Source organism: Pseudanabaena sp. BC1403 (assembly GCF_002914585.1).
Lineage (GTDB): Bacteria > Cyanobacteriota > Cyanobacteriia > Pseudanabaenales > Pseudanabaenaceae > Pseudanabaena.
This window is the reverse complement of sequence record NZ_PDDM01000028.1, coordinates 42,114-67,458: the sequence shown is the minus strand read 5'-3', so window position 1 is coordinate 67,458 and position 25,345 is coordinate 42,114. Positions and strand designations below refer to the sequence as shown.

At 42.7% G+C, this 25,345-nt stretch carries 24 protein-coding genes; 15 read left to right on the top strand and 9 right to left on the bottom strand.

The genetic code is table 11. The features are described from left to right. Nucleotides 1-229: 229 nt before the first annotated feature. From CQ839_RS20470 to rpsD, 4 genes are all read right to left on the bottom strand, one after another. Nucleotides 230-1,330: a LuxR C-terminal-related transcriptional regulator gene (locus tag CQ839_RS20470; RefSeq protein ID WP_103670146.1), complete on the bottom strand. Its 1,101-nt coding sequence runs from the start codon at nt 1,328-1,330 to the stop codon at nt 230-232. A 150-nt stretch (nt 1,331-1,480) separates the two neighbouring features. Continuing rightward, a complete protein-coding gene (locus CQ839_RS20465) occupies nt 1,481-2,164 on the bottom strand; it encodes a DUF4335 domain-containing protein (protein ID WP_103670145.1) in 684 nt (227 codons plus the stop codon). Next, nucleotides 2,164-2,751 carry a DUF3038 domain-containing protein gene (locus CQ839_RS20460; RefSeq protein ID WP_103670144.1) on the bottom strand — a complete coding sequence of 196 codons (588 nt, stop codon included), beginning with the start codon at nt 2,749-2,751 and terminating at the stop codon, nt 2,164-2,166. The genes CQ839_RS20465 and CQ839_RS20460 overlap by 1 nt, the downstream gene beginning before the upstream one ends. Nucleotides 2,752-2,873: 122 nt before the next feature. Continuing rightward, complete coding sequence (gene rpsD / locus CQ839_RS20455; RefSeq protein ID WP_103670143.1) at nt 2,874-3,482, bottom strand: 30S ribosomal protein S4; 609 nt, start codon at nt 3,480-3,482, stop codon at nt 2,874-2,876. A 587-nt stretch (nt 3,483-4,069) separates the two neighbouring features. On the opposite strand from rpsD, the gene CQ839_RS20450 reads away from it, so the two are divergent. The 6 genes from CQ839_RS20450 (at nt 4,070) to CQ839_RS20425 (ending at nt 8,562) form a co-directional block, all read left to right on the top strand. Next, entirely contained in the window at nt 4,070-5,251 is a 1,182-nt protein-coding gene (locus CQ839_RS20450) for an NAD(P)H-quinone oxidoreductase subunit H (RefSeq protein ID WP_103670142.1), read from the top strand. After that, the gene (nuoH, locus tag CQ839_RS20445; protein ID WP_103670141.1) at nt 5,251-6,369 is read left to right on the top strand and encodes an NADH-quinone oxidoreductase subunit NuoH; all 1,119 of its coding nucleotides are present in this window, start codon (nt 5,251-5,253) and stop codon (nt 6,367-6,369) included. Before CQ839_RS20450 ends, nuoH begins: the two co-directional genes overlap by 1 nt. 68 nt (nt 6,370-6,437) lie before the next feature. Next, complete coding sequence (gene ndhI, locus CQ839_RS20440) at nt 6,438-7,025, top strand: NAD(P)H-quinone oxidoreductase subunit I (protein WP_181016271.1); 588 nt, start codon at nt 6,438-6,440, stop codon at nt 7,023-7,025. 23 nt (nt 7,026-7,048) lie between these two features. Then, nucleotides 7,049-7,657, top strand: coding sequence for an NADH-quinone oxidoreductase subunit J (locus CQ839_RS20435; RefSeq protein WP_103670139.1), 609 nt, complete (start codon nt 7,049-7,051; stop codon nt 7,655-7,657). 65 nt (nt 7,658-7,722) lie between these two features. Beyond that, nucleotides 7,723-8,028 carry an NADH-quinone oxidoreductase subunit NuoK gene (nuoK, locus tag CQ839_RS20430; RefSeq protein WP_009627748.1) on the top strand — a complete coding sequence of 102 codons (306 nt, stop codon included), beginning with the start codon at nt 7,723-7,725 and terminating at the stop codon, nt 8,026-8,028. 87 nt (nt 8,029-8,115) lie between these two features. Further along, entirely contained in the window at nt 8,116-8,562 is a 447-nt protein-coding gene (locus CQ839_RS20425; protein ID WP_103670138.1) for a hypothetical protein, read from the top strand. A gap of 135 nt (nt 8,563-8,697) precedes the next feature. On the opposite strand, the gene CQ839_RS20420 is transcribed toward CQ839_RS20425, so the two are convergent. After that, nucleotides 8,698-9,387: a diacylglycerol/polyprenol kinase family protein gene (locus CQ839_RS20420; protein ID WP_103670137.1), complete on the bottom strand. Its 690-nt coding sequence runs from the start codon at nt 9,385-9,387 to the stop codon at nt 8,698-8,700. 824 nt (nt 9,388-10,211) lie between these two features. Between CQ839_RS20420 and CQ839_RS20415 the strand changes: the two genes are divergently transcribed. From CQ839_RS20415 to obgE, 5 genes are all read left to right on the top strand, one after another. Continuing rightward, nucleotides 10,212-11,309 carry a molecular chaperone DnaJ gene (locus tag CQ839_RS20415; RefSeq protein WP_103670136.1) on the top strand — a complete coding sequence of 366 codons (1,098 nt, stop codon included), beginning with the start codon at nt 10,212-10,214 and terminating at the stop codon, nt 11,307-11,309. Between the two features lie 171 nt (nt 11,310-11,480). Then, on the top strand, nt 11,481-12,680 hold the full coding sequence (locus CQ839_RS20410) for an ATP phosphoribosyltransferase regulatory subunit (RefSeq protein ID WP_103670135.1): 1,200 nt from the start codon (nt 11,481-11,483) through the stop codon (nt 12,678-12,680). 396 nt (nt 12,681-13,076) lie between these two features. Next, on the top strand, nt 13,077-13,520 hold the full coding sequence (locus tag CQ839_RS20405; RefSeq protein ID WP_103670134.1) for an SH3 domain-containing protein: 444 nt from the start codon (nt 13,077-13,079) through the stop codon (nt 13,518-13,520). Nucleotides 13,521-13,614: 94 nt separating this feature from the next. Beyond that, a complete protein-coding gene (locus CQ839_RS20400) occupies nt 13,615-14,565 on the top strand; it encodes a cation diffusion facilitator family transporter (RefSeq protein WP_103670133.1) in 951 nt (316 codons plus the stop codon). A 221-nt stretch (nt 14,566-14,786) separates the two neighbouring features. Then, nucleotides 14,787-15,782, top strand: a complete 996-nt coding sequence (gene obgE, locus CQ839_RS20395; RefSeq protein ID WP_103670132.1) for a GTPase ObgE — start codon at nt 14,787-14,789, stop codon at nt 15,780-15,782. Between the two features lie 588 nt (nt 15,783-16,370). On the opposite strand, the gene CQ839_RS20380 is transcribed toward obgE, so the two are convergent. The 4 genes from CQ839_RS20380 to CQ839_RS20365 form a co-directional block, all read right to left on the bottom strand. Continuing rightward, nucleotides 16,371-17,183 (bottom strand): alpha/beta fold hydrolase, encoded by an 813-nt coding sequence (locus tag CQ839_RS20380; RefSeq protein WP_103670129.1) that lies wholly within the window; start codon nt 17,181-17,183, stop codon nt 16,371-16,373. A gap of 295 nt (nt 17,184-17,478) precedes the next feature. Beyond that, nucleotides 17,479-17,805, bottom strand: a complete 327-nt coding sequence (locus CQ839_RS20375; protein WP_103670128.1) for a DUF4359 domain-containing protein — start codon at nt 17,803-17,805, stop codon at nt 17,479-17,481. Between the two features lie 92 nt (nt 17,806-17,897). Then, on the bottom strand, nt 17,898-18,725 hold the full coding sequence (locus tag CQ839_RS20370; RefSeq protein ID WP_258040811.1) for a 3'(2'),5'-bisphosphate nucleotidase CysQ: 828 nt from the start codon (nt 18,723-18,725) through the stop codon (nt 17,898-17,900). A 215-nt stretch (nt 18,726-18,940) separates the two neighbouring features. Next, nucleotides 18,941-19,108 (bottom strand): metallothionein, encoded by a 168-nt coding sequence (locus CQ839_RS20365; RefSeq protein ID WP_103670126.1) that lies wholly within the window; start codon nt 19,106-19,108, stop codon nt 18,941-18,943. A gap of 98 nt (nt 19,109-19,206) precedes the next feature. Between CQ839_RS20365 and CQ839_RS20360 the strand changes: the two genes are divergently transcribed. From CQ839_RS20360 to CQ839_RS20345, 4 genes are all read left to right on the top strand, one after another. Then, a complete protein-coding gene (locus CQ839_RS20360; RefSeq protein ID WP_103670125.1) occupies nt 19,207-19,584 on the top strand; it encodes a metalloregulator ArsR/SmtB family transcription factor in 378 nt (125 codons plus the stop codon). 77 nt (nt 19,585-19,661) lie between these two features. Continuing rightward, on the top strand, nt 19,662-21,767 hold the full coding sequence (locus CQ839_RS20355; protein ID WP_103670124.1) for a D-alanyl-lipoteichoic acid biosynthesis protein DltD: 2,106 nt from the start codon (nt 19,662-19,664) through the stop codon (nt 21,765-21,767). Nucleotides 21,768-22,002: 235 nt separating this feature from the next. Further along, complete coding sequence (locus CQ839_RS20350; RefSeq protein ID WP_103670123.1) at nt 22,003-24,018, top strand: GspE/PulE family protein; 2,016 nt, start codon at nt 22,003-22,005, stop codon at nt 24,016-24,018. Nucleotides 24,019-24,172: 154 nt separating this feature from the next. Further along, on the top strand, nt 24,173-25,327 hold the full coding sequence (locus tag CQ839_RS20345) for a type IV pilus twitching motility protein PilT (RefSeq protein WP_103670122.1): 1,155 nt from the start codon (nt 24,173-24,175) through the stop codon (nt 25,325-25,327). The last annotated feature ends 18 nt before the right edge of the window (nt 25,328-25,345 follow it).

Genomic DNA, 25,345 nt, shown 5'->3' with positions numbered 1-25,345 from the left:
GAAATTTTGGGCAAGGTTAAAACATCATGTCAGTAAGATTATAGGAAAATGTGAAAGTTTATGGGATGCCGTACAGCAAGCCTTCTGTCAATTGTCCTAACTATCCCTTTCTTTGCTATAATTTCAGTTTAAGCGTATCGCTTAGAACTTGAGGAGAGGAAACAACAGGAAGAAGGCGATCGCCTACATTCTCTAATCTCTAGTAAAAAACAAGAATTTGAAAACATTCTTAAATCCATCCATTGACGATTGCTAGATGCAGAGCCTGAAAACGAGTCCTTGCCTTAAGCTTAGTCAGAATATTATTGATATGAAACTTGACTGTACTTTCGCTAATAATCAACTTTTGAGCAATATCCCGATCGCGTAATCCTTGAGTTAATAGCTGCATCATTTCTAATTCGCGATCTGATAAAGGTATTGCATCTTTGGTAAAGGGAATTGTGATAGCAATTTGTAATTCGGTATCATGAATATTGATCACCCCACCTAAACTGGAAACGATCAAAAACAATTCACCAAATAGCGATCGCAGCCATTTTTGCGGGTCAGCAATTCTAACCCCTGTCTTAGCAATTATCGCTTCTAGCGAAATGGATATATCAGAATAAATTAAGCGGCAATAAGCCCCTCCAATTTGATTGAGAATTTCGGCAGCCCTTAGAAACACATAGTCAATCGTCAGATTGAGAACCTTTTCAGTGCCTACCAGAGTCAAACGATTGAAATTCAAAATATGAGCTAGGCGATCAGATAACGAACCTTGAGTGATCGCTTGATTCTGGCTCATACTCTGCCAAGCTTGTTTTTCTTGTTGATGCTTAAACGCACTATCAATAGCGATCGCGGCGATCGTACAGAGCATTCGTAAAAATTCTAAAAACTCAGGCGGCATTTCTTGATGACTAAAAGCAGCTAAAACTCCCACCACTCTGCCTTTGATTTCTAGTGGGTAACCTGCAAAACCCCGAATATTGTTAGTGATTGCCCAATTGCGATCGCCAACCCAAGTCTCATCAGCTAAATGATTACTTAAAAAAGAAACGCGGTTTTGGGCAATTTTTCCCACCTTATATGCGCCCATCGGTACTCTCGCAAACCTGCCATCAATGCGCGTATACATACCCGAAGAAGCAACTAGCTTTAGGCAAGTCCGATCTGGCTCTAGCAACCATACTCTAGCAAAAGCACAATCAAACCTCTCCACGATCCCATCGGTCACTCGATGCGCAATCGCTTCTGGATCTAGACATCCAGAGAAAGTTTCAGCAATTTCTGTTCCCCGATGCAAATCAAATAAAAGCTTGGTCGGATCGAGTACCTCAGTCATCAAACCTAACCCACAAAGATCATAGGAAGTTTTAGCCCGTTGGGCTAAAACTTCCTATATCAATTGAGCCGCAGATCTATGTTTAGCTATGTATATGAAGCTACGAAAACCACATAAAAAAAGGAGATGTGCTTTGCACATCTCCTTTTTTTAATTTGGGCTAGCACTAGAAGTAGGAGTTGGCGAACTCTCAGGACTTGCTGAATTCTCAGGAGTTGGCGAACTTGTGGGACTAACTGTTGGTGGAGTTGTCACCTTAGGCAATGGTTTAGTTTGCACAGGAACAGTCTGAGCTGGCTTTGGTTGAGGTTTTGGGATGGGGATAAAATACAAAACCGTTGCCGCGATCGCCAAACTCACCACACCAGCGATCGCTGGTACAGCCTGACTATTTAACTGAGACTGCGATCGGTAGTCAGAAATCTGAGTCACCAGTTTCAAGTCAGGCAAAGTTGTTGGATCGCAACATAGACGATCTAGACTCTCCATCAGATCAAAAAGCTGAATTGTATTTAGTTTGATTTGTAACTGCTTAGGATTGTAGGCATCGGCTTCATTGAGCAATACCGAAAGCACATGGAGATGTTTTCCTTCTGGTTCGAGACGTATCTGCTTTTCGGGAATTGCCACCAAAGTATTACTTTTTAGAGCTTGAGCATAGGCTCCTACGACTTTAACTAAAGCATTTAGCAGTTCCAAACCACCCACAATTGGCTCAGTGTGATGGCTAAAGCGGCAACTAAAGCTGGTCAAAATTGACATCACATCACTACCCGTGATGATCCCATCAACCAGCAAAGTACAACTAGGCAAACTATAGCTGCGTTGAATCATTAGGCGATCGCTCCATCAAACAAACTATTCCACAGGCGAAATTCGCCGGCAACACCACTACACAACAATAACCGCGTCAGCAATTGCAACGCCAACTCACGAATTTCTTCTTTATTCAGGGGGGAAGGCGATCGCATCCGACCGATATATAAAGATGTGAAGCGATCAATATAATTTTCTAAAAAAACTTGATTTTGCTGTAAACCTAATGCCTCGATCTTGCCCTCAATCATCTGTTGATGGGTACTCAGCAGTAAGCGTAAACCCGTATCTAACTGCTTAGCGATCGTGCAAACAATCTTTACCAATGCCTTGAGCTCATCCCAGCTTAGACTCGCTCGTTGATAGTTGCGTCGCAGCGGATTCGTATTACGTAGTCGCCAAAAAGCAACACGACTAGGAATCGTCTTTTCTAAACCTAACTGCTCGATTAAGACCAGCATTACTTCAACTGCTTCTAAGTCCAGCGCCTCGATCGCTAGAAGCAGATGATCAATATCCATGCGGACACTGCGGGGACAACCCCTAACAAAGTCCTTAGGAACGTGTAAATCGAGGTTTACAGGAGCAGAAATATTTAACTGCATAATTCGCAGTGAATTTGAACCTAATAGAGTTTACCCAATCGGCAGTTTACCCAGTTGGAAGGCGTTCAGCTACAAGCAATTTATCTAAAGATCAACAAAGCCCGTAGCTGAGTGCTTCAACCTTAAGCTTGGCGTGAGTAGTACTCAATAACCAGCAGTTCGTTCACTTGCAGTGCTACCCATTCGCGTTCGACAACGCCATTGACCTTACCAGTCATCTTCGCCTTATCAAATTCTAAATGGCTAGGAATGTTAGAAAGACCAGGGAATTCGAGATTACGCTCGACAATTTTACGAGATTTTTCGTTATCTTTAACGCTAATTACTTCACCTGGGCGGCAGCCGTAACTAGGAATGGTGACACTCTTACCATTAATAGTGATATGTCCATGGTTTACCAGTTGACGCGCAGCAGGGATCGTCGGTGCAAATCCCATACGGAAAACGGTATTGTCTAGACGCATTTCTAGCAATTGTAGCAATACTAAGCCTGTAGAACCCTTAACTCGTCTAGCTCGACGTACATAACGCAGCATTTGAGTCTCGGTGAGACCATAGTTAAAGCGTAACTTTTGCTTTTCTTCGAGGCGCACAGCATATTCAGAGCGCTTTTTGCGATCTTGACCATGCATTCCAGGTGGATATGCGTGCTTAGGTTGTTTGCGACTTAGACCGGGAAGCTCTCCGAGTCTTCTGACGATTCTGAGGCGCGGACCTCTATAACGGGACATAGCTCCTTCCTTATTACTGTTGAAAACTTGACAGCCTATCTAGTATATGGCAATTTTGCAAAAAAACTTTGCCATATTATTAAGTTTCAGCAATTCTCATGCACAAAGAGCTTATGGGTTTTTCACAACTAAAAACCAAACTCTAAAAACTTTACCGTCTGCTGCACGGACGATACAGTTTTTGGCTCCTACTTAATTTTTGGGCTGCTACTTAATTAGGTAGAGCCAACAAGCAATAGTTTAATTGGCTTTAGAATTATTAAAGGCTGCCATAATTTAAAGATTATGATCTTGGGCTAAATGATAGATAAAAATCTATGATATTAATAAAATAACATAAGGCAAAAATCATTGATTTACTACCACTTAACACATATTCCCACTCCAACATGGCGATATACTGAGAACCATCAAGGCATATCTACTTAAATAGCGTAACTAATAGAGTCATTTGTTGCAGCAATATCCCAAGCCGTGACTTAAAATAATTAGCGTTTAGGATGTTCTACACATCCTAAATAACTAGCAAAAACTAGCACTAATTAACCAGAGCAACAGTTTACAGAGTAAAGAGGCGATCGCAAATCATGGTGATGATTGAAACCAAAGCCGAACGCATGGTCATAAATATGGGACCTCACCACCCATCCATGCACGGCGTTCTCAGACTTATCGTCACGCTAGACGGCGAAAACGTAGTCGATTGCGAACCAGTATTAGGTTACTTGCATCGCTCGATGGAAAAAATCGCCGAAAATCGCACGATTATCCAATATTTGCCCTACGTGACCCGATGGGATTACCTCGCGACCATGTTCACCGAGGCAATCACCGTCAATGCACCCGAAAAACTAGCTAATGTGCCAGTGCCGCGTCGCGCCAGCTACATCCGCATGATCATGCTAGAACTTAGCCGCATCGCCTCTCACCTACTGTGGCTCGGCACATTCGTCGCAGATATCGGCGCACAAACGCCATTTTTCTATGTCTTCCGCGAACGTGAAATGATCTATGACTTGTTCGAGGCAGCGACAGGGATGCGGATGATGCACAACTATTTCCGCATCGGGGGAGTTGCTGCCGACCTCCCCTACGGCTGGATCGAGAAATGCGAAGACTTTTGTAATTACTTCGTACCCGTTATCGACGAATACGAAAAATTAATTACCAATAATCCCATCTTCCGTAAAAGAATTGAAGGACTTGGCACGATCACACGCGATGAAGCCATCAACTGGGGCTTGTCGGGACCAATGTTACGTGGTTCAGGCGTAAAGCTGGATTTACGCAAAGTCGATCATTACGAGCTCTACGATGAACTCGATTGGGATGTGCAGTGGGACAATGGCGGCGACTGCCTCGCCCGTTATCTCGTGCGTGTACGTGAAATGCGTGAATCATCGAAAATGATCCTGCAATGTCTCAAACAAATTCCTGGTGGATCTTACGAAAACCTCGAAGCACAGAGAGTTCTCGCAGGACCCAAGAGTGAATGGAACTCAATGGACTATCAGTTCATTAGCAAAAAGCCATCACCCACCTTCAAGGTTGCATCGGGCGAGCATTATGTCCGAGTTGAAGCCCCAAAGGGTGAACTAGGCGTATATATCATCGGTGAAGATAGCGTATTTCCTTGGCGCTTCAAGATTCGTCCACCAGGATTTATTAATTTGCAAATCTTGCCAGACCTCGTGCGTGGCATGAAGCTCGCCGACATCATGGCAATTTTAGGAAGTGTGGATATTATTATGGGTGAGGTCGATCGCTAATGTACGGTGGAATTGATTTACAAAGATCTTTAATTGAAATCCTGACAGGGCTAGGATTGCCAGCCGATGTCGCCAAAGTGATTTGGATGTTATTGCCCATGGCAGTAATGGTTTTAGGCGTAACAGTCGGCGCATTGGTATGCACATGGCTAGAACGAAAAATCTCCGCCGCCGCTCAACAACGGATTGGGCCTGAATATGCGGGCCCTTTTGGACTGTTGATCCCGATCGCAGACGTAGCCAAGTTAGTCATCAAGCAAGGCACGATCCCCGCTAAAGCTGATCCTTTGCTCTACACAATCGGGCCAGCGCTGGTATTTACATCTGTCTTCTTATGTTATTTAGTCATTCCCTTTGGTCAAAACCTGATCATCTCTGACATTGGTACGGGCGTATTCTTTATCATTGCCATTTCCAGCGTTGCCCCAATTGGTTTGCTGATGGCGGGTTACTCTTCCAACAATAAGTACTCCTTGCTTGGTGGTTTGCGTGCTGCTGCGCAATCGATTAGCTATGAAATTCCTCTTGCACTAGCTGTTCTTGCCGTAGCCTTGATGACTAACGGACTTAGTACCATTGATATTGTCAACCAACAAGCTGAATATGGCATTCTCTCTTGGAATATTTGGAGACAACCAATTGGCTTCGTAATCTTTATCATTGCGGCTCTTGCAGAATGTGAGCGACTGCCCTTTGACTTGCCTGAAGCTGAAGAAGAACTAGTTGCTGGTTATCAGACTGAATATTCAGGAATCAGATTTGCTTTCTTCTACGGTGGTTCCTACGCCAACCTCTTGCTAGCAGGTTTGCTAGCATCAATTCTCTACCTCGGTGGCTGGGAATTGCCTTTCCCTATTGACAGAATTAGCGAAGCCTTGGGGATTGAAGCGAATACAGCTTGGTGGCAGGTTTTAGCAGCATTTATTGGGCTAACGTCAACCCTAGTTAAAACTTACGCTTTTATCTTTTTTGCAATCCTCTTGCGTTGGACTGTTCCTCGCGTTCGCATCGACCAACTGCTTGACCTCGGCTGGAAATTCCTATTACCAATTGGACTTGCAAATCTGCTGATTACCGCAGCTTTGAAGTTGGCTTTTCCTTTTGCGTTTGGCGGCTAGAGACTGTTAGATAAAGTGCGCGAAGCACACTTTATCTAAGATAAACCTAATTATCAATTACCATCATGCTGAAATTCCTCAATAAAGTTGGTGAATACACCAAAGACGCGATCCAAGCTGCCAAGTATATCGGGCAAGGCATGTCGGTAACATTTGACCATATGCGTCGTCGTCCGATTACTGTGCAATATCCCTACGAAAAGCTAATTCCTTCAGAGCGCTTTCGTGGACGCATTCACTTTGAGTTTGATAAGTGTATTTCCTGCGAAGTATGTGTGCGCGTATGTCCGATTAACTTGCCTGTAGTTGACTGGACATTCAACACAGAAATGAAGAAAAAGGAACTCAAGAGTTACAGTATTGACTTTGGAGTATGTATCTTTTGTGGTAACTGTGTGGAATACTGCCCCACTAATGCCTTGTCAATGACCGAAGAATACGATCTGTCTACATTCGATCGCCATGAATTGAACTTTGATAGCGTTGCCCTCGGACGGATGCCCACCAAAGTTACTGAAGATCCTTTTGTTAAGCCGATCCGTGAGCTTGCCTATTTGCCAAAGGGTGTCATCGAAGGGCATGAAGTACCTCACACTGCTAGACGTGCTGGCTTGCGCCCCGAAGAAATTGCCGAAGCCACTTCTGAGAATAAATAACAGATAAGTAAGGAAAATTTATGATGAACAATATTGGTTTGGGCGATGGTTCGCAAACCGTATCCCTAGTTGTCTTAACAGCAATGCTAATTTCTTCGGCGATGGGTGTGGTACTTTTGCAAAATATCGTCTATGCTGCCTTTCTACTTGGAGCCTGTTTTATTAGTGTGGCGGGTTTGTATCTGTTGCTAAATGCTGATTTTGTGGCGGCGGCTCAGGTTTTAATCTATGTCGGTGCAGTCAATATTTTGATTCTGTTTGCGATCATGTTAGTGAATAAGCGCCAAGACTATCAAGAAGTCAAATATGGGGCTTTACGCAGTCTAGTTACGGGTGTTGTTTGCCTAGGCTTGTTTGCATTGTTAGGAGTCACTGTAACTTCAACGAATTGGGCTGTTAGTCCGATGATCGCCAAACTACCTTCGACAATGGTGGTGATCGGTCAGCATTTCTTTAGTGATTACTTACTGCCCTTTGAACTAGCATCGGTTTTACTTTTAGTTGCCCTAATTGGTGCGATCGTGCTTGCCCGTCGTGAGCTAGTGCCTGATGCTGTGACTGTTGGTCAAGTTGAGGAAGATTCACTTGAGTTATTAGAAAAGCCCAAAGAGCAACTTGTTGCTTCTAAATAAAGCTTGATTATTGGCGAATAGAGTAATCAAACTTTATTAGTAATTGAAATAAATAGTAAACAGATATGTCTTTAGAACCTTTTTTGATTATTGCCGCTGCACTCTTTTGTATTGGCATCTATGGCTTAATTACCAGTCGTAATGCTGTACGTGTATTAATGTCAGTAGAATTAATGCTAAATGCCGTAAACCTTAATCTAATGGCATTTTCTAACTTCTTAGATTCGGCAAGTATTCGTGGTCAAGTATTTACGATCTTTGTAATTTCGATCGCTGCTGCCGAAGCCGCTGTTGGTCTTGCGATCGTGTTGTCGATCTATCGCAGTCGCGATACCGTGGATATGGAGCAGTTCAATTTGCTGCGTTGGTAAGATATGCAGAAGATTAATTTTTTCTAATGGTTATAGCGAAGTCTTAAAACAAAAGACTTCGCTATATTTTTTTAGTTAAGGGGAAATATGACCGCTTACCAAATTGGTTACCTAGTTGGAACCTTAATAACTCCGCTGATCCTGATGCTGATTATTGGGACTATTTACTACTTGATTAAAGGAAGAGTTATTCCTTATCGTAAAGCTATCTTTAGTCGATGGGTAATCATATCCAGTTTAATTTTGTTTCTTCTGAGTTTTGCTGGTCGTTTAAGCTCAAACCTAAAACAAGAATCTAGTCATGTTTATCCTGAGAGAGAAGTTAAAGAATTTACAGAAGGTTGTATTAGTAGTGCCAAAGCAAAGATAGATATTAAAATTGCCGAAAATATTTGCTCATGTGCAATTATAGAAATCCAAAAAAACTATACATACGGAGAGTTTACAAAAATGAGCACAGAGATGCAGAAAAGTAAGTCCGTATCAGATAGGCTGAAAAATATCGTCACCTCTTGTACTCAAAAGCACTCTTGATTCTTCTTATTGGCTAGTACTTTTATTCACTTAATAAGCCCTATTCTTTTGGTGGCAAGGGAGTATCATTAATTTCATTTGACTATTTGACGAAATGAATGACTATTGGCTTGGAAAACCATCTTGGCAAAGGTTTCACAAAATTGATTGCAGGAAATAACTTAAAGCAGCGCTAGACAATGGCACATAAATGTTATCGGTTCCACCTGGGGAATAGGCTTCGAGTAAAGCTGCGATCGCAGCGACAGGCATCGCAACTCCAATGTCACGAGTATGAATCCCGTGCGTAAGCCCAAAAATACCGATCATCACAATAAAGCTCGTAACAAACATGGCAAATGAGCCTTCAAGACTGCGCTTATTACCAAGATGAACAAAGGTGTGTTTGCCAAAGCGTTTGCCGATTAGCGCCGCCATGCCGTCGCCCCAAGACATAACCATTACCCCGATGACTGCATATTGCGGATGGCTATCCCATAAAAGCACTACTAAAATCGTGATGCTAAGCGCATAGTAAAACACGCCGTAGGTTTTGCGCCCCACATCATGGATCATTGGCAAAATATTTGTATAGTGAGATGCTAAGGCGATCGCACTGAATGTCACGCCTGCGGTAACACATAGCCATGTCGGGATATGTAACCACCACGCGATCACCAAGACATTACCAGTACCAATATGCACAACTTTGCGAACTAGTTCTGGATCTTGCTTGAGTCGGCGCAAGATCTCTGAAGCTAGAAATACTAGACCCAGCCAAATACCCACAGCGCTAATCTGGATCGTTAGGGCGGTGATCGGAGAGGTGTCGCTAGTTATGGACATATGACAAGCTATTTATGTAGGCGAATAAGAAAGTTTATAAACCATTACCAATGATGATAAACGGTGACCAATAGTAAGAACGATTAAAGTTGCTATTCTCATTATCAAATCAAGTTTTGAGGTTTTCAGCGCCTAAGGCAATGGGTAGCACTACTCGGTAATGAAAGCCTAAAAATTGGTTTCACAATTAAAATTGCTAGCTATTCTTGTCAAAGTTAATCAGTGTTCTTTGAGATTTTGCTAACACTTTAAATATTTGCTAGATAAATATCTTGAAGTATGTCATAAAAAGTATCCATTAAAGATTAAGTGGCGCATGGGGAAATTGCCGAATAGATACGATTTCGGCTTTTATATCTGCAAATTGCAATTACCACTATGCTATTAGCTACAGGTGCTCTAGTTAAGACATAAAGCCCAAAAGAGATATGCAAAAGAGATTTGCATCGGTTGTACCTCAAATCTCTTTTGGGCTTTACGTTTTGTCCATATTGCTATAAATCGTAGAGTTTCAGTAAAGTAGCACGGCTTAAACCCATAGTATTTTTGTTGAAATTGCTGGCAAAATGCAAAACTTTTAACTGATGTTACATAGTTTAGGCTTCAGTGAAAGGCGCGGTAAGATTAGGATAAATAGCTCTTTTTTGACTTTAGGTATTGGTGTAAAGTAGGTTGACGCAATTAAATATAAAATCCCAAGACCTATACTGCATGGGCAAAGTGCGGCATAGGTCTTGGATACAGATTTTAATTATGCTGAGGTACTTAATCATTAGATACATCAGATCGCAACCATCATCTAGCCATGGGCAAAGCGAGCAAAAATGAATCAGCCCAAGGTGTCAAAACTCCATTTTATCCGCTTTGATCGGGGTATTAGTCAGTACAATCACGACTATTACGCTGCCTTGGGCCTACCAATCATTAGCAACCCTAAATACATTCGTAATGTATATTTACGGATTGCCCGCATCTTGCATCCCGATATATATGGCTTTTCGGCTGAAGAAAAAGAAATTGCAACGCAATATCTAGCAAAGCTGGTTAACCCTGCGTATAACGGTCTGATGAGAGATCAGGATCGCACAGCCTATCAAGGAATATTTAAGCTTCTTGCCAAACGCTTAATGCAGAGATCTCGTAATATCCAGATTCATTCGGAGATTGCCTGTGAGTTGGTGATGTCTCCTAGTGATGATGTTTACGAGCGCTTAGTTACCGAAATTGCCAAAGTACAATATGAATCGCTTACCCAAATTCTGGAGCATACGGCGGATATCAGTGAGCTAAATCTGGTTTACATCCTTTATAAAGAGGGTTATCGACATGGGGCAGTCAATATGCCGCCAGTGCTTGCACCAATGTTGAAGCCCAAGAAATCCTATGCATCAAACGTTCCTCTTCCTCCCCCTTCAAAGCCCAGCTACACATACAATCTTCAATATGCAAACGATCAACATGCTATAAATTCACAAGCTATCTCTGATGAAACCTTAATTCAGGTTAGAGTTCAGGGCGATGATACACAAATGATTAACAGACGAATAAAAACCTGTGAAATCTACATATCAGAGAGTAATTGGACAGCAGCGCTCCAAGATTTGCAAGAGATCTTGACAATTGATAATGATAATAGTTACTGTTTTGCTCTGTTAGGTGTGGTTTACAAAAATATCAATCAACCACAAATTGCAAAAGCGAGCTTCAAGCGATCGCTTCAAATTAATCCTCAAGAAGCCATAGCACTAAAACATCTTCTGGAATTAGAAAGTCCAAGTTCCCACCAAAGCATTGGCAATAAAAACAATAGTAAAAGCGATCGCAAATCAAGTCTCCCAAATATAAAGAAACCTATAGCTCAATCCCAAAAGAACAGTTGGCTATCCCATATAATCCAATGGGCTTTTCCCAGAAAATTCTAAAAAAATATAAATGGAAGTTCGTACTTCGCGCTACTTTACATAAAGGGCTGATCAAAAAGTTTAACGAACCCTATTTTATAGAGTTGAGGCGCGAAGCACTGCAACTCTATAAAATAGGGTTCGTCGGCAATGATTCACGGTACGATAAAAGACGAAGACTGAGAGAACTGTATGGTGCATCAACTGCCGACTGGCGCAAAAGACTTACTTCCCCTAGACGTTGCTCAAAAGCGTTGGATCGAGAGCCGTATTCAACAAGTTTTTCAATCATGGGGCTATCAACGCATCATTACCCCCACCGTCGAACATCTGCGATCGCTCACCGCAGGCGGAGCCGTTAACCCAGAATCTGTGATCCAACTGCATAGCAGTAGCATCGAAATTTTAGGACTACGCCCCGAATTTACCGCCTCGATCGCCCGTGCCTATGCTGCCCGTTTGGGACAAAATCTGGCAACCTGTCCACAACGACTCTATTACAACGCCAATGTATTTCGCCGCAGAGCCAATAACACCTCAGAAGAGTCCTTTCAAGCAGGCGTAGAATTATTGGGCGCGTCAGGTTTGCTAGCTGACGGCGAAATCTTGATGCTCCTAGCCGAGAGCCTTGATCGCTTAGAACTACAAGATTGGCAAATTATTCTTGGTGATGCCAGACTGACAGGTGCATTATTAGATCTATTGCCAGAGCAATATCGAGCCAAAGTGAGGCAATGTTTAGCTAGCCTCGATCGCATTACCCTGACGGAGATGGACTTGCCAGACGATGTGAAAGGCTATGCCTTGGAACTAATTGATCTGCGCGGCAAGCCAAAAGATGTCCTGAGCCGCTTATCGAATAGTGCATGGACATCGGGACTGACGGGCGAAATTAATTACCTCAAGTCCTTAATCGATCTCTGGGAAAGTACGGGACTCACTTCAGGCGATCGCCTGATTCTCGATCTCAGCTTTATGCAAACCTTTGACTATTACACAGGCATCGTGTTTGAAGTTGCTTGTAATAATTATGTCGTCGCTCAAGGCGGACGTTATGATCGCTTGCTTGGTGTCTACCATCCTCAAAATGTCAGCTATCCCAGTATTGGCTTTTGTCTCAACCTCGAAGATTTGCAGCAAGCTTTACAATCGCGATTGCCACAAACTCTCGCTATGTCTAGCTGCCTAGTGGTCGCCAAAACTACCGACGCAATGCAAGCTGCCTTTGCCCATGCTGCTTTGTTACGACAAGATCCAGATGTTGAAGCGATCGAGCTAGAGCTGGAATTTCGAGGTGAGGATGCCGTCCGCGAACATGCGCGATCGCGTGGTATTCCCAAAATTGTATGGGTCAGTAGTGACGGTGCGATCGACTCAGAAATGATAATCTAAAAAATAAAGGGAACGCAAAGCGCTCCCTTTATTTTTTAGATTGAAAAACCCCTGTTAAATTTGGAGAACTTAAGGTAACCTATTCAACCAATCATCCATTTTGGTTAGATTGAGATTTTATAAATAGTAAGTACTTATGCAAAATAAATTACCTAAACCCGTAAAGTTGCGCCCCTGCGGGGCGCAACTTTACGGGTTTGGATGTGTAATTAATTATGTGCATTTACTTACTACCGTATTTAGCTATTGAAAAATTCCAAATATATTGTTTAAAAAGGTTGCAAAGCAGACTTCAAGCAATATACTGGGCTTTTCTAAAATGCGAAGCGTGGCATGTAAGTTTATAAAATCACTAGCCTATTTTGTAAGTGATTTGATAGTGATAGGTATGACCGAATGAGATTTTCAGAAACCGCAAAATCGACTACAAGTTTAGCTTTTAGCCTAGGATTAATTGGGGCAATTGTGTTGACAGGCTGGTACTATGTCATTTTGCCCTATAGAAAGACTCCTCAAAAACCTGCATTCCCTAATGATCTCAAAGCTGCGCCTGCCCCAAAATCGCCGATCGCAGAGATTAAAGTGAAGCCAATTCCTCAGCCCACGGTCAAAGCTAAACCAAAACCTAATGATGTAAAGTATCAAGGTAAAGTCAATGCAAGTATTGGTCTAGTATTTCGTGCCGATCCCAATCAGTCTGCTCGGAACGTTGGTGGTGCTGACTTTAATACAAAAGTTGCTGTAATTAAAGAAACACCCGATCGCGAATGGGTGTTTGTTAGAAATGAAAGCACAAAAGAAGAAGGCTGGGTGCGCGTCGGCAACATTACCAAAGAGTGAGCAAAAATCAAAAATATAGTCGCTCTAGTTGCCTCTGATAAACTCTTAAAGATTGCTCTAAGTAATATCAGCACGCCTTAAGAGTGCATAAATAATGCCACATCAGCACAAACATCCCCCTCATCAGCATCACGGACATTCCCATGATGGACATCATCATACAAACTATAACCGTGCATTTATTGTCGGATTATCGCTAAATGGAGGATTCGTAATTGCTGAATTTGTCTTTGGTCTATTGGCGCATTCAGTATCACTGATTGCTGATGCAGGACATAATCTGAGTGATGTTTTAGGGCTAATCATTTCATGGGTAGCTATTTTTTTGTCTCGCCGTCAACCCTCTAGCCGCTATACCTATGGGTGGCGCAAGTCATCAATTTTAGCCACTTTCCTAAATGCGATCTTTTTGTTGGTTGTAACGGGTGGCATTATCTGGGAAGCCATTCAGCGATTATTGCAACCAGATAGTATGGTTGAAGGCGTAGTGATTATTATCGTTGCAGCGATCGGCATTGCGATTAATACGGGAACTGCTTTGATGTTTTTATCAGGTCGTAAGGGTGATATGAATATCCGTGCTGTTTTTCTGCACATGGCAGCAGATGCCTTGGTATCTTTAGGCGTGGTTTTATCTGGGATTGCGATTATTTTTACCAAATGGTATTGGCTTGACCCTGCATTCAGTCTTGTGATTAGCGCTTTAATTATTTTTAGTACTTGGGAGTTGTTGAAAGATTCATTTAATTTGGCGATCGATGGCGTTCCCAACGATATTGACGAGCGAGTAGTACGTACTTATCTATCTGAATGTCCAGGTGTGACTCAAATTCACGATTTACATATTTGGAATATGAGTACAGTAGACACTGCTTTAACGGCTCATTTAGTTATTCCTTCGGGATATTATGATGATCGATTTCTGGAGCAAGTTAGCCAAGATTTGCATAATCGCTTTGGCATTCAACATACAACTTTACAAATTGAAAGCGGCGATCCAGATCATCCTTGTGTTCTTGTAAATAGCTGCCGCAAGGAAGAATAATATGCAAAACCCAAACAAGAAAGGCGGCGCTTCACGCCGCCTTTCTTGTTTATCCTAATCAAGCAAGCGATCGCTATAGTCGCTATATTTCAGACATTGGTTAAGGTTTACTGAATTTACAATGCTTCGGCACTGCATAATAGAGTTAGAAATAACAGAGATAATGTCCCAAATAATAAGTGCGTTATCTCAGTTAAACAGAGAAAGAAATTGAGTTAGCAATGCATTTTATAGATCGAGTTACGATACATGTGAAATCTGGAGATGGTGGCGATGGGCTAGTTGCATTTCGCCGCGAGAAATATGTGCCTGCGGGTGGGCCTGCGGGTGGCAATGGCGGTAATGGTGGTTCCGTTATTTTGCAAGCGACAACCGATCTCCAAACCCTGCTAGATTTTCGCTTCGAGAATATTTTTAAAGCTGAGAATGGTGAGCGTGGTGGCCCCAGCAATATGACGGGTAAAAAAGGGAGCGATCGCGTAATCAAAGTCCCCATCGGTACGGTGGTGATGAATGAAGAAACAGGCGAAGTTTTGGGCGATCTTACTGAGGTTGACCAAACTTTGTTTGTAGCGAAAGGCGGCAAAGGAGGCTTAGGCAATAAATATTTCTTGAGTAATCAAAATCGCGCCCCTGACTACGCTTTACCAGGATTACCAGGAGAAGAACTTAATCTTTATTTAGAACTAAAGTTAATTGCGGAAGTCGGGATCATAGGGTTGCCAAATGCTGGCAAGTCAACATTGATCTCAGTCGTATCTGCTGCCCGTCCTAAGATTGCCGATTATCCTTTCACCACGCTCGTCCCAAATCTAGGTGTAGTTTCTAAGCCCTCAGGCGATGGTATTGTCTTCGCGGATATTCCTGGGCTAATCGAAGGCGCATCCGATGGCATTGGTTTAGGTCATGACTTTTTACGACATGTTGAACGTACTAAGCTCTTAATTCATCTAATCGATGTCACTCAAGATGATCCCCTAGCGGCGTATCACACAATTCAAGAAGAGCTAGCTGCCTATGGTCATGGATTGGCAGACAAACCCCAGATTCTAGCTCTAAATAAAATTGATGCGATGTTACCTGAAGATGTTGAGGAGGTAGCCGCACAGTTTGATCTACCGATTCTGGCAATTTCAGCTGCTTCTAAGAAAGGACTAGATAAGCTCTTGCAATCAGTCTGGAAAACATTAGAAAAGTTCGATCAGCAAAACCCATAAAAAAGGCGGTGCTCAGCACCGCCTTTTTTATATATAGCAATTTCCGATCAAACGAACCACAAGAAATTTGCAGTCCAATCGCTCCATTTGGATTGACTTGATAGGAAGTACGAATCGCCAACATAGACTTTAAACCAATTTGATGACAAAGAGGAATTACCGATTTTAAAAGAGGATTGACAACTACATCATCCGATACCATTACCCGATCTTCAGCTCCCTGTTTGGATTTTAATGAGATGTAAATTCCTTCCGCTTTTCCATGTATTTTTAAGAGAGAAAAAAATGAGTTTGATAGAAGATGCGACTGGAAGCAAAACTGAATCGATTTTTTGTCCACATAAGTCATCCTTCTCTTGTCCTAATAATACCAATTCACAAAAGTGTAACAACACTTCTGTGAATTAAAAACCAAACCCTGTAGGGGTTTTAAAAACACAAAATGGCTGCGCCACTTTGTGTTTTGGTATAACTTGAGGAGCGTCGCGTTAACCATGACGATCATGCCATCGTCAGTAAACGAAAGAAATCCACAGGGTGCAATATTAAGTATTTCGTCTGGCTGATACATTTGCGAAAATATTTGGTTTAGTGAATGCCAGCGGAAGTTAGATATTCTTGCATCAGATTGCTAGTTTCCTGTGGGTGACTCATATGCGGGCAATGTCCTGTAGCTTGCATCAGTTTTAGCGTACTGCTAAACAGGTGCTTATTTAAGTAATATCCGACTTCAACAGGGGCGATCGCATCTTCAATACATTGCAGAATCAATGATGGTGTTGTCACTTTAGGTAAATCACTACGGTTATCAGAATAAAAAGTGACTTTAGCAAATTGAGTAGCGATGGTCGGATCTGTCGAACAGAAACTTTCCTCGAGTTCATGACTTAGCTCAGGTCGGTCTTCATTTTTCATGATCATCGGCGCGAGAAAACTTGCCCAACCGATGTAATTTTTTTCCATAATATCAAGCAGATTTTCTATGTCTTGTCGTTCAAAGCCTCCAACATAATCGATATCATTGATATAACAAGGGGAAGGACTAACAAAGATCAAGTGTTTGAATAATTCGGGGGATTGAATAGAGGCTAAGATCCCAATCATGCTGCTAACAGAATGTCCAACAAAAATCGTGTCTACTAACGATAATGCTTTGCAGATTTCGAGGATGTCTTGAGCATAACCATTCAGACTGCTGTAGCGATCGCCATCGTAAGCACTTAAATCTGATTTTCCTGACCCAACATAATCAAATAGAACAATCTGGTAGTCATTTTCAAAAGTGGGTGTGATAAATCGCCACATATTTTGGTCGCAGCCAAACCCATGTGCAAACAGGATTGGTTGCTTGCCATGCCCAAATACTTTGACATTATTGCGGACAAGAATATTTTGGTTCATTATTAAAACGTAGAACTGATCTTGTTAGACAACTGCTTATAACAGGATAAACCTAATCTACTTTGTAATCATTTTTAATAATATGGTTTGCCTAACCTAAACTGATGCGAGATAAGCTTTCGCGCTCAGTCTAGAAAACATTGGCGTAATTCGATCCGCAAAATCTATAAAAAAGGCGGTGCTTAGCACCGCCTTTTTTATTTGAACTAAGAGGGTAAATACCCCACCGCTCTGCGGTGTGAGTAAATTCTAGTAAAAAAGAATTTGATACCCCGTCCGCTTGCGGCGGGGTTATTCATTTGAACATAATGAAGTTACCAAAAGCTGCGATCGTGGTGTATTTTTTATTGGGCATATCAGTTTCGTAAAGACTGAATATGACAAAATTTTGCTGCTTGGTCGAGTTTTCAACCACTGACTTGATCACACCTTTGCCCTGAGATATCACAAATTTGCATGATTGCTGAGCCGCGATCGGCATATCACCCGCACAAATTGAGGTTTTACCTGTTTCAGAAAACTGCTCGGTTGCGTAATCAATGTAACGCTCTTTACTAGGATTGCTGACTGCCATTACACCAACAACAACCACGACTCCGATTAAAATTGCTTGTAGTTTCATAATTTAAGTAGCTCAGCATAATTAAAAACCAAATCTAGAAGCGTGGGTCGCCCGCCTAGCGGGCGACCCACGCTTCTAGATTTTAAGGTTACTTACTTTTTGATAGTCGCGATCGCATCTTGGCTAATCTGACAAATTTCATTATGACAATGACCGTTACTTGCCACAATCGTTCCCCATTGACGCAATTCGAGATTGTTATAGGACAGCAATGACAAATCTGAATGAGTAAGCTGACCGCCTGCCTCAGTCAAAATGATTTCAGGAGCGCAATAGTCCCAATCCTTGGGCGCAGATTTGCCTGACACCGAGATATAGACATCAGCATTACCCGATGCGATCGCTGCAAATTTACCACCAATACTACCAACCGCTATTTCAGCAGCCTTGGGTAATTGTTGGAGAATACTTTCGAGTTGATAATTGCGATGGCTACGACTAGCCACTACCACCATTTTATCTAGCTCAACCTTGTCAGAGACTTGGATTCGATTCTGCAATCCATCTCTAGTCTCAATATATGCGCCATTGCCTAATATCCCCTGAAAGAGGCGATCTTGGGCAGGTGTTGCCACTAGCCCTAGTACAGGACGTTGGCGATAGGTCAAGCCAATATGCACCGCAAACTCATTAGTCCGACGAATAAAGTCACTCGTGCCGTCCATTGGATCGATAATCCATACCCATTCATGTCCAAGGCGATCGATACTATCTTCAGTTTCTTCACTGAGATAGGCAAAGTCTTCAGTCCCAAATACTTGCTTTAACTGGCTCAAGATAAAATCATTAGCGGCTAAATCTGCGGAAGTAACATTTCCTTCTTCGCCACCCTTAAACCTAATTTCTAAGTCTTGAGGCTCTTGATAGTACTTCATCAGAATATCCCCCGCACCCCAAGCGATCGGGCGAGCAAGCGACATAATTTCGTTTAAATTCAGCATCTTGAATTTTGGTGAAGCTAATGATTTGTACTATACCCTAACCAAAAGCTAAAAAGAAGCAGGCAGACTATGCCCACCTACTTCTTTTTGTCGCGAACACCGACAAAATAAAACCCAAGAAGAGAATGGCGGCGCTTCGCGCCGCCATTCTCTTCTTGGGTTTTATTTACTAATACGCTTGGCGACAGACGTAGTTAGCCACAACCACAGCCAGATTTTTTACAGCCAGCAGATCCTTCAGGATGCCCATCGGCACAAGCTCTGCTGCAATAAGGCTTATCATTTGCCATGATTGCTGTGTCTAGGGAGACCATACAACTACATTTTGGGCAAGCACATTTGGTTTCTGTGAGAGTTGTCATATATTTAATCCTATACAATTGAGATTAGCATATATGAATATACGTTCATATGTCAAATACTATGTGGAAAAGCGATCGCTTTTTTGTAAAATGTAACAATGCTAAATTCCTCTTCGGTTTCTCTTGACAACTTGCCGACTTGCGATCTTCATGAGATCGAGCCAACCGCGTTACAAGATTTGATTAATGCGATTTTGCCAACTGAGAAAGCGCAGAATATGGCGGAATTTTTCGGAATGTTGAGCGATCCCAATCGCCTGCGGATTCTCTCGGTTTTGTCAAAACAGGAACTATGCGTTCACGATCTTGCAGCAGTAGTGGGCATGAGTGAATCAGCGGTATCCCATCAATTGAGAGTTTTACGCACCATGCGTCTAGTCAGTTATCGCAAAAGTCAGCGCAAAGTCTATTACCAACTCCTCGATCACCATGTTTTAGAACTTTATCGCTCTGTTTCTGAGCATTTGGATGAATAACTTTTATGTCTGCTTGTGAAGTCGCCATGCTAACCTTGTAGCAAATTTTTTATCCTGCCCAACTCTGCAAACAGACAATGGAAACAACATCCTTAGATGCAAATCCAATAACAGTAGATGCAAATCTAGATTCACGTCTAGATGCAAATTCAGATGCAGATGCAAACCAATCCTCAAATTTGACTAGTAATCAAATTAATGTTTCTACTAATAATCTTGCATCCTCGAATCTAGCTTTGACGCGAGACTCAGTAACCAGCATTTTGCCTGAAGAATTGGCAGGGATAAAACTTTCACATACTAAACAGAAAGGCGACTGCTTATATCTTTATAGTCAAGATCGGGAAGTAACCTGTGCAACAAAACTATTAGAGGCGATCGCACCAAGCACACAGGATCTCGATAGTTCAGTTTTATACGCCGAAGGAATCCACCGTCTTAAATTGCATGGAAATGCATGGGCGTTGGGACTGGATTTACCGATCGCCCCATCTGCACTTGTTGCTGCCGAAATTATCGCCGCGCTACTCACCAGCTTCCGTCAAGATCCTCAACTAGCACCTAAACTTGCTCAAGCCAAGCTGAAGTTGCTCTTACAAAACAATTGTCTCAATTTGCTGTGCGAGAACCGCACCACAATCTTGCAAGCAGAGATGGTTTTACCAATGTTAAATACTTTACGAACCGTGAGTGCATCGGAATATTTTCAATCGGTAACGGTATCTAGTCGTGTCATTGGGGAGAAAAAGCCCAGCTGGTCTTTTGAAATTGATTTGTTAGCGATCGGTATCCAGAACCCCATTGAGGAAGAACTACTTGCCGCAGAAAATGTACAAGATCACAGCATTGAATTTATCAGCGAAGATGAAGAGCCTAATTCTTGGCAGAAATTAGATGGATTTGCTGGAGCGAAACTACTTGTAGTTGGTCATGCGATCTTTGGATTAAAATGGCTGGGGCAAACCGCGCCGAAAATGCTCTCTTTACCTGCTTGTATAGCAAGTTTAGCGATCGGTGTTGGGGCAACGATCGCTATTGATCGCACTCTCATTAATTATGATCAGCCCAATCAACCTACCAAATTTGTAATTGCTGATTCCAAAATCAATTTGCCAGCTAACCAGCTAGATAATTCTCCCGAAAAGGGCCTTACCAATAAACCAGCCCTCAATTTTAATATCGCTTTATTCAATGAAAAACTTGCCCTTCTTGATTGGCAGATTACAAATAAACAGCGATCGCCCGAAGTTTTGATTGTTGGTAGTTCAAGAGCCTTACGCGGCATCGAACCAAAAACATTAGAAAAAGCACTGAGCAACAAAGGCTACAAAGACATCAGTGTCTTTAATCTTGGTATTGATGGTGCAACTGCTAAGGTTGTAAATCTGCAAGTTACCCAAATCCTATCCCGTCCTCAACTACCGCGCATGATTATTTGGGCGGATGGATTAAGAGCTTTTAATAGCAGTCGCAGCGACCTTACCTATGACGAAATCACTGCATCCGACGGCTACAAACAATTGCAGGAAGCTATTAGAAATAGCAGTGTTAGCCCGAATCCTATAACTATTCCAGAGATATCTACCAAATCACCAAATCCAATCGCGCAATCCTTTGATCTTCTGTTTGCTACTTTTTCTAGACGGCAAGAAATTCGGACTTCGCTAGTTAAGAAATTTGATCGCAATACACATATGCTCAGCAACAGTGAAGCACTTCTGGCTGCGACTATGCCGAGTACCGTCACCGCTCTTGACCCCAAAGGCTTTGTTGCGTTTGATGTCACATTCGATCCCAACACCTATTTCCAAAAATTCCCTCAAGTCCCAGGAGACTACGATCTTGATTATCGGAACTTTGAGCCCAATGGCTCACAGTTCGAGGCTTTTGCAAATGTAGTTGACTTTTGTCGCCGCAATAATATTGATCTTTTAGTCGTGAATATGCCTTTGCATGAGACTTACCTCGATCAAATTCGTAGCCGCTTTGAAGCTATTTTTAATGGCAGAATGCAAGAGCTAGCCTTACGAGAAGGTTTTACTTATCTTGACCTGTCTCAAGCGGTTCTAAATCAAGCCGATCTGTTTTCTGACCCTAGCCACTTAAATAAAAAAGGGGCGATCGCAATCTCCCAACTCCTTGTCCAAAACCCCAAAATCCGTTGGCAAGCCCTCAAGAAATAACAAAAGAATGAGATGTGGTGCAACGCGCTATATCCCATTTTTATTTTTTTGTACTGCACAAATCTTTAGCTTAATTTTGTAAAACTATGAAACACTTGTGCTATTTTTGCCCAATATAGTTATGTAAACAGCTATGATCGCCTTATATTGTTTTGCGATCGCTCTTAGAATATTGCTTTGCGATCGTAAAGATCTAATCTCACTCGGGTAATGAAATCTTAGGAACTCTTGGGCTATGAATACATCAGATCAAGCGCCAACCACCGCCTCAGGCTTAAAAAATAGAACCAAAGCTCTTGCCAAACGGGGAGGTCGCACTCCCTTCGAGAGCAGACTGATTCAAGCAGGACACGCCACCACAGACCAGTTCGACCGCGCTGTCAAGGATAGCCAAGAACAAAATGTTCCATTTATTAGTGTCCTAGAGCAAATTCTGGGGCAGCAACTCGCTCCCGACATTACCCGCTATTACAAACGCCAACAACTTTTTGAACTGCGTGTTCTTTATGGTATCGAGCCAATTGATCCCGATGTTGAAATTGACAAGTTTGATATTTCCACCCTCAGCGCCTTACTCGACTCCAACATCATCCCAATTTCCAGTTGTCGAGACTGCGAGATTCTACCTCTAGTTAAGACCGAAAACAGCATTACGCTCGCCTTAGTTTCCCCCGATAGCTACAAGGTACAAAATGAGATCGCTCGCCTGCTCAAAAACATCACAATTGTCAGGCGCGTTATTTCTCGCGAAGATTTTCATCGCACCTTTGACAATATTGTCCAATTTCAAGTCAACAAAAGCGCCAAAGCTGAAGGCGCAATCAGTGATGAAGATCTCCAAGTTAAAGATGATGTCTTTGGCGAAGATATAACTGGAGCAGATGAAGGCGATGAACTGATGGTGGGCGGCGAAAATTCCGCTCCGATCATCAGTCTCGTCGATAAAATTCTCGTTAAAGCTCTCAAAGAAGGATGTTCGGACATTCACATTGAGCCACAAGAAAAAGACCTTTGCATCCGTCTTCGTAAAGATGGCGTACTGCGCGAATACTTCTTCCTGAGTGAAGGCAAGCGCTTACCCCGTAACATTGTCAATGCTGTAATCTCGCGCTTTAAGATTATTTCCAACCTGAATATTGCTGAAAAGCGCGTTCCTCAAGATGGAAAACTGAAACGCAACTTCCAAGGTCGGCGTGTAGATTTCCGCGTGAATACTTGCCCCACCCAAAACGGTGAAAAAGTAGTTTTGCGAATTCTCGATAACTCCAACACTCAACTTGGGCTTAATAAACTGATCAGCGATCCCGAAAGCTTAGAACTGATGCAAAGCTTTGCCAAACGCCCCTATGGACTAATTTTGGTTACAGGGCCTACAGGATCAGGCAAAACCACCACCCTATACTCGACTCTTGCTGAATGTAATGATCCTGGTATCAACATCAGTACAGCCGAAGATCCTGTCGAATATAACTTACCTGGTTTGACCCAATGCCAAGTGCTACGGGAAAAGGGCATGACCTTTGCCAGTATTCTCCGAGCTTTCTTACGTCAAGATCCAGACGTAATCCTTGTTGGAGAAACACGAGATGCTGAAACTGCTAAAACTGCGATCGAGGCTGCATTAACAGGTCACTTAGTTCTCACCACATTGCACACTAACGACGCACCTAGCAGTATTGCCCGTCTCGAAGAAATGGGCGTAGAACCATTTATGGCAAGTACTGCGATTATTGGTGTACTTGCTCAACGTCTACTTCGCCGCGTCTGTGATAACTGCCGTATTCCCTATAACCCTAGCCAAGAAGAACTCGATCGCTTTGGACTGCCTAGTAGCGATTTAGAAAAAACCTTCTACCGTTCTAACGTCGTCAACCGCGAAGCAATGCTTCCCAACCAACGAGTCTGCCCAAAATGTAGCGGTTCTGGCTATAAAGGTCGAGCAGGTGTGTACGAGATCATGAAAATGACCGAACGCTTGCAAAGTGCCATCAACAAAGGCGCAACCACTGAAGTCATCAAAGAGATTGCCGTCCAAGAAGGTATGAAAACCCTCATGGCGTATGCCTTTGATCTTGTCAGAAATGGTGCAACTACACTGGATGAAGTTCTACGAGTCGTCTATACCGACAAGGGGCGAGAAGCTGAAGAACGTGCCCGACGAGGCAAAGGACTGGAATGCGACAACTGTGATGCTATGCTCACACCCGAAACAATTGAATGCCCTTATTGCACAACGGCTAGAACTTTCTAGATTAGTATTTGAGCCTTGTGCAAAGTGCAAGGCTCAAATACTGGTAACTTTACTAGAGCATTTTTTAAAGTTTGTGCAAAACGTAGTTTTTATCAGCTACATAGGGAATCATGAATTTACTAGGATTAGATCAGGAGAATAGCCCGCTATGGTAATGGACTACATCATTGAAGACTTGATGGAAGAGGTCGTAGAACGTAAAGGTTCTGACCTTCACATCTCCGCAGGGCTACCCCCTTATATTCGTATCAACGGTCACCTCACCCGCACCGATCGCGATCCGCTTACTCCTGAGGAATGTCAGCGCTTGATTTTTGCGATGCTCAACAACAATCAGCGCAAAGCGCTAGAACAAAACTGGGAGCTAGACTGCTCCTATGGCGTTAAGGGACTAGCCAGATTTCGGGTCAATGTCTACAAAGATCGGGGAACCTATGCTGCTTGCCTACGGGCGCTTTCTTCCAAAATCCCCGATATGGATGATCTAAACTTACCGCCAATTGTGCGCGAACTTAGTGAAAAGCCTCGTGGGTTAGTGCTAGTTACCGGCCCAACGGGTTCAGGAAAGACCACTACGTTGGCGGCAATGATTCAAACGATCAACAAAACCCGTGCTGAGCATATTCTCACTGTTGAAGATCCGATTGAATTTGTTTATGAGTCTGTAAAGAGTGTGATTCACCAGCGTCAAGTTGGAGAAGACACCAAAACATTTGCTAATGCGTTAAAAGCGGCTCTGCGTGAAGATCCAGATGTAATTCTCGTAGGTGAAATGCGAGATTTAGAAACAATTCAGCTTGCAGTATCTGCCGCCGAAACAGGACACTTAGTATTTGGGACATTGCACACGAGTTCTGCTTCTCAGACTGTTGATCGCATGGTAGATGTATTTCCACCAGAGCAGCAAGGTCAAATTCGAGTGCAACTCTCTAACTCTCTTGTCGCGGTATTAAGCCAAACCCTTGTGCAAAGACATAATCCTCAACCTGGGCAATTTGGGCGAGTAATGGCTCAGGAAATTATGGTGGTTACACCTGCGATTTCCAACCTGATTCGTGAAGGTAAAACTGCACAGATGTATGGCTTTATCCAAACGGGTGGTAAAGAATCGATGCAAACCCTTGAGTCGGTTTTAGCAAAGTTATATATGGATGGTGATATTACCTTTGAAGCGGCGATGTCTAAGACTTCGCGCCCTGAAGAGTTGTTGCGCGTGGTTGGTCCCAACCCTGCTCCTGTGATGAAGAGAAAAGCAACTGGAGATTTGCGATCGCCAGACATGATCAAGTCGCGATCAATTAGTGGCTAGCAAGATAGTTTTTTATCC

Bases quoted from the DNA above. Each gene is read 5' to 3' on its own strand.
- CQ839_RS20470 (WP_103670146.1), bottom strand. From the start codon at position 1,330: ATGACTGAGGTACTCGATCCGACCAAGCTTTTATTTGATTTGCATCGG.
- CQ839_RS20465 (WP_103670145.1), bottom strand. From the start codon at position 2,164: ATGATTCAACGCAGCTATAGTTTGCCTAGTTGTACTTTGCTGGTTGAT.
- CQ839_RS20460 (WP_103670144.1), bottom strand. From the start codon at position 2,751: ATGCAGTTAAATATTTCTGCTCCTGTAAACCTCGATTTACACGTTCCT.
- rpsD (WP_103670143.1), bottom strand. From the start codon at position 3,482: ATGTCCCGTTATAGAGGTCCGCGCCTCAGAATCGTCAGAAGACTCGGA.
- CQ839_RS20450 (WP_103670142.1), top strand. From the start codon at position 4,070: ATGGTGATGATTGAAACCAAAGCCGAACGCATGGTCATAAATATGGGA.
- nuoH (WP_103670141.1), top strand. From the start codon at position 5,251: ATGTACGGTGGAATTGATTTACAAAGATCTTTAATTGAAATCCTGACA.
- CQ839_RS20435 (WP_103670139.1), top strand. From the start codon at position 7,049: ATGAACAATATTGGTTTGGGCGATGGTTCGCAAACCGTATCCCTAGTT.
- nuoK (WP_009627748.1), top strand. From the start codon at position 7,723: ATGTCTTTAGAACCTTTTTTGATTATTGCCGCTGCACTCTTTTGTATT.
- CQ839_RS20425 (WP_103670138.1), top strand. From the start codon at position 8,116: ATGACCGCTTACCAAATTGGTTACCTAGTTGGAACCTTAATAACTCCG.
- CQ839_RS20420 (WP_103670137.1), bottom strand. From the start codon at position 9,387: ATGTCCATAACTAGCGACACCTCTCCGATCACCGCCCTAACGATCCAG.
- CQ839_RS20415 (WP_103670136.1), top strand. From the start codon at position 10,212: ATGAATCAGCCCAAGGTGTCAAAACTCCATTTTATCCGCTTTGATCGG.
- CQ839_RS20410 (WP_103670135.1), top strand. From the start codon at position 11,481: ATGGTGCATCAACTGCCGACTGGCGCAAAAGACTTACTTCCCCTAGAC.
- CQ839_RS20405 (WP_103670134.1), top strand. From the start codon at position 13,077: ATGAGATTTTCAGAAACCGCAAAATCGACTACAAGTTTAGCTTTTAGC.
- CQ839_RS20400 (WP_103670133.1), top strand. From the start codon at position 13,615: ATGCCACATCAGCACAAACATCCCCCTCATCAGCATCACGGACATTCC.
- obgE (WP_103670132.1), top strand. From the start codon at position 14,787: ATGCATTTTATAGATCGAGTTACGATACATGTGAAATCTGGAGATGGT.
- CQ839_RS20380 (WP_103670129.1), bottom strand. From the start codon at position 17,183: ATGAACCAAAATATTCTTGTCCGCAATAATGTCAAAGTATTTGGGCAT.
- CQ839_RS20375 (WP_103670128.1), bottom strand. From the start codon at position 17,805: ATGAAACTACAAGCAATTTTAATCGGAGTCGTGGTTGTTGTTGGTGTA.
- CQ839_RS20370 (WP_258040811.1), bottom strand. From the start codon at position 18,725: ATGTCGCTTGCTCGCCCGATCGCTTGGGGTGCGGGGGATATTCTGATG.
- CQ839_RS20365 (WP_103670126.1), bottom strand. From the start codon at position 19,108: ATGACAACTCTCACAGAAACCAAATGTGCTTGCCCAAAATGTAGTTGT.
- CQ839_RS20360 (WP_103670125.1), top strand. From the start codon at position 19,207: ATGCTAAATTCCTCTTCGGTTTCTCTTGACAACTTGCCGACTTGCGAT.
- CQ839_RS20355 (WP_103670124.1), top strand. From the start codon at position 19,662: ATGGAAACAACATCCTTAGATGCAAATCCAATAACAGTAGATGCAAAT.
- CQ839_RS20350 (WP_103670123.1), top strand. From the start codon at position 22,003: ATGAATACATCAGATCAAGCGCCAACCACCGCCTCAGGCTTAAAAAAT.
- CQ839_RS20345 (WP_103670122.1), top strand. From the start codon at position 24,173: ATGGACTACATCATTGAAGACTTGATGGAAGAGGTCGTAGAACGTAAA.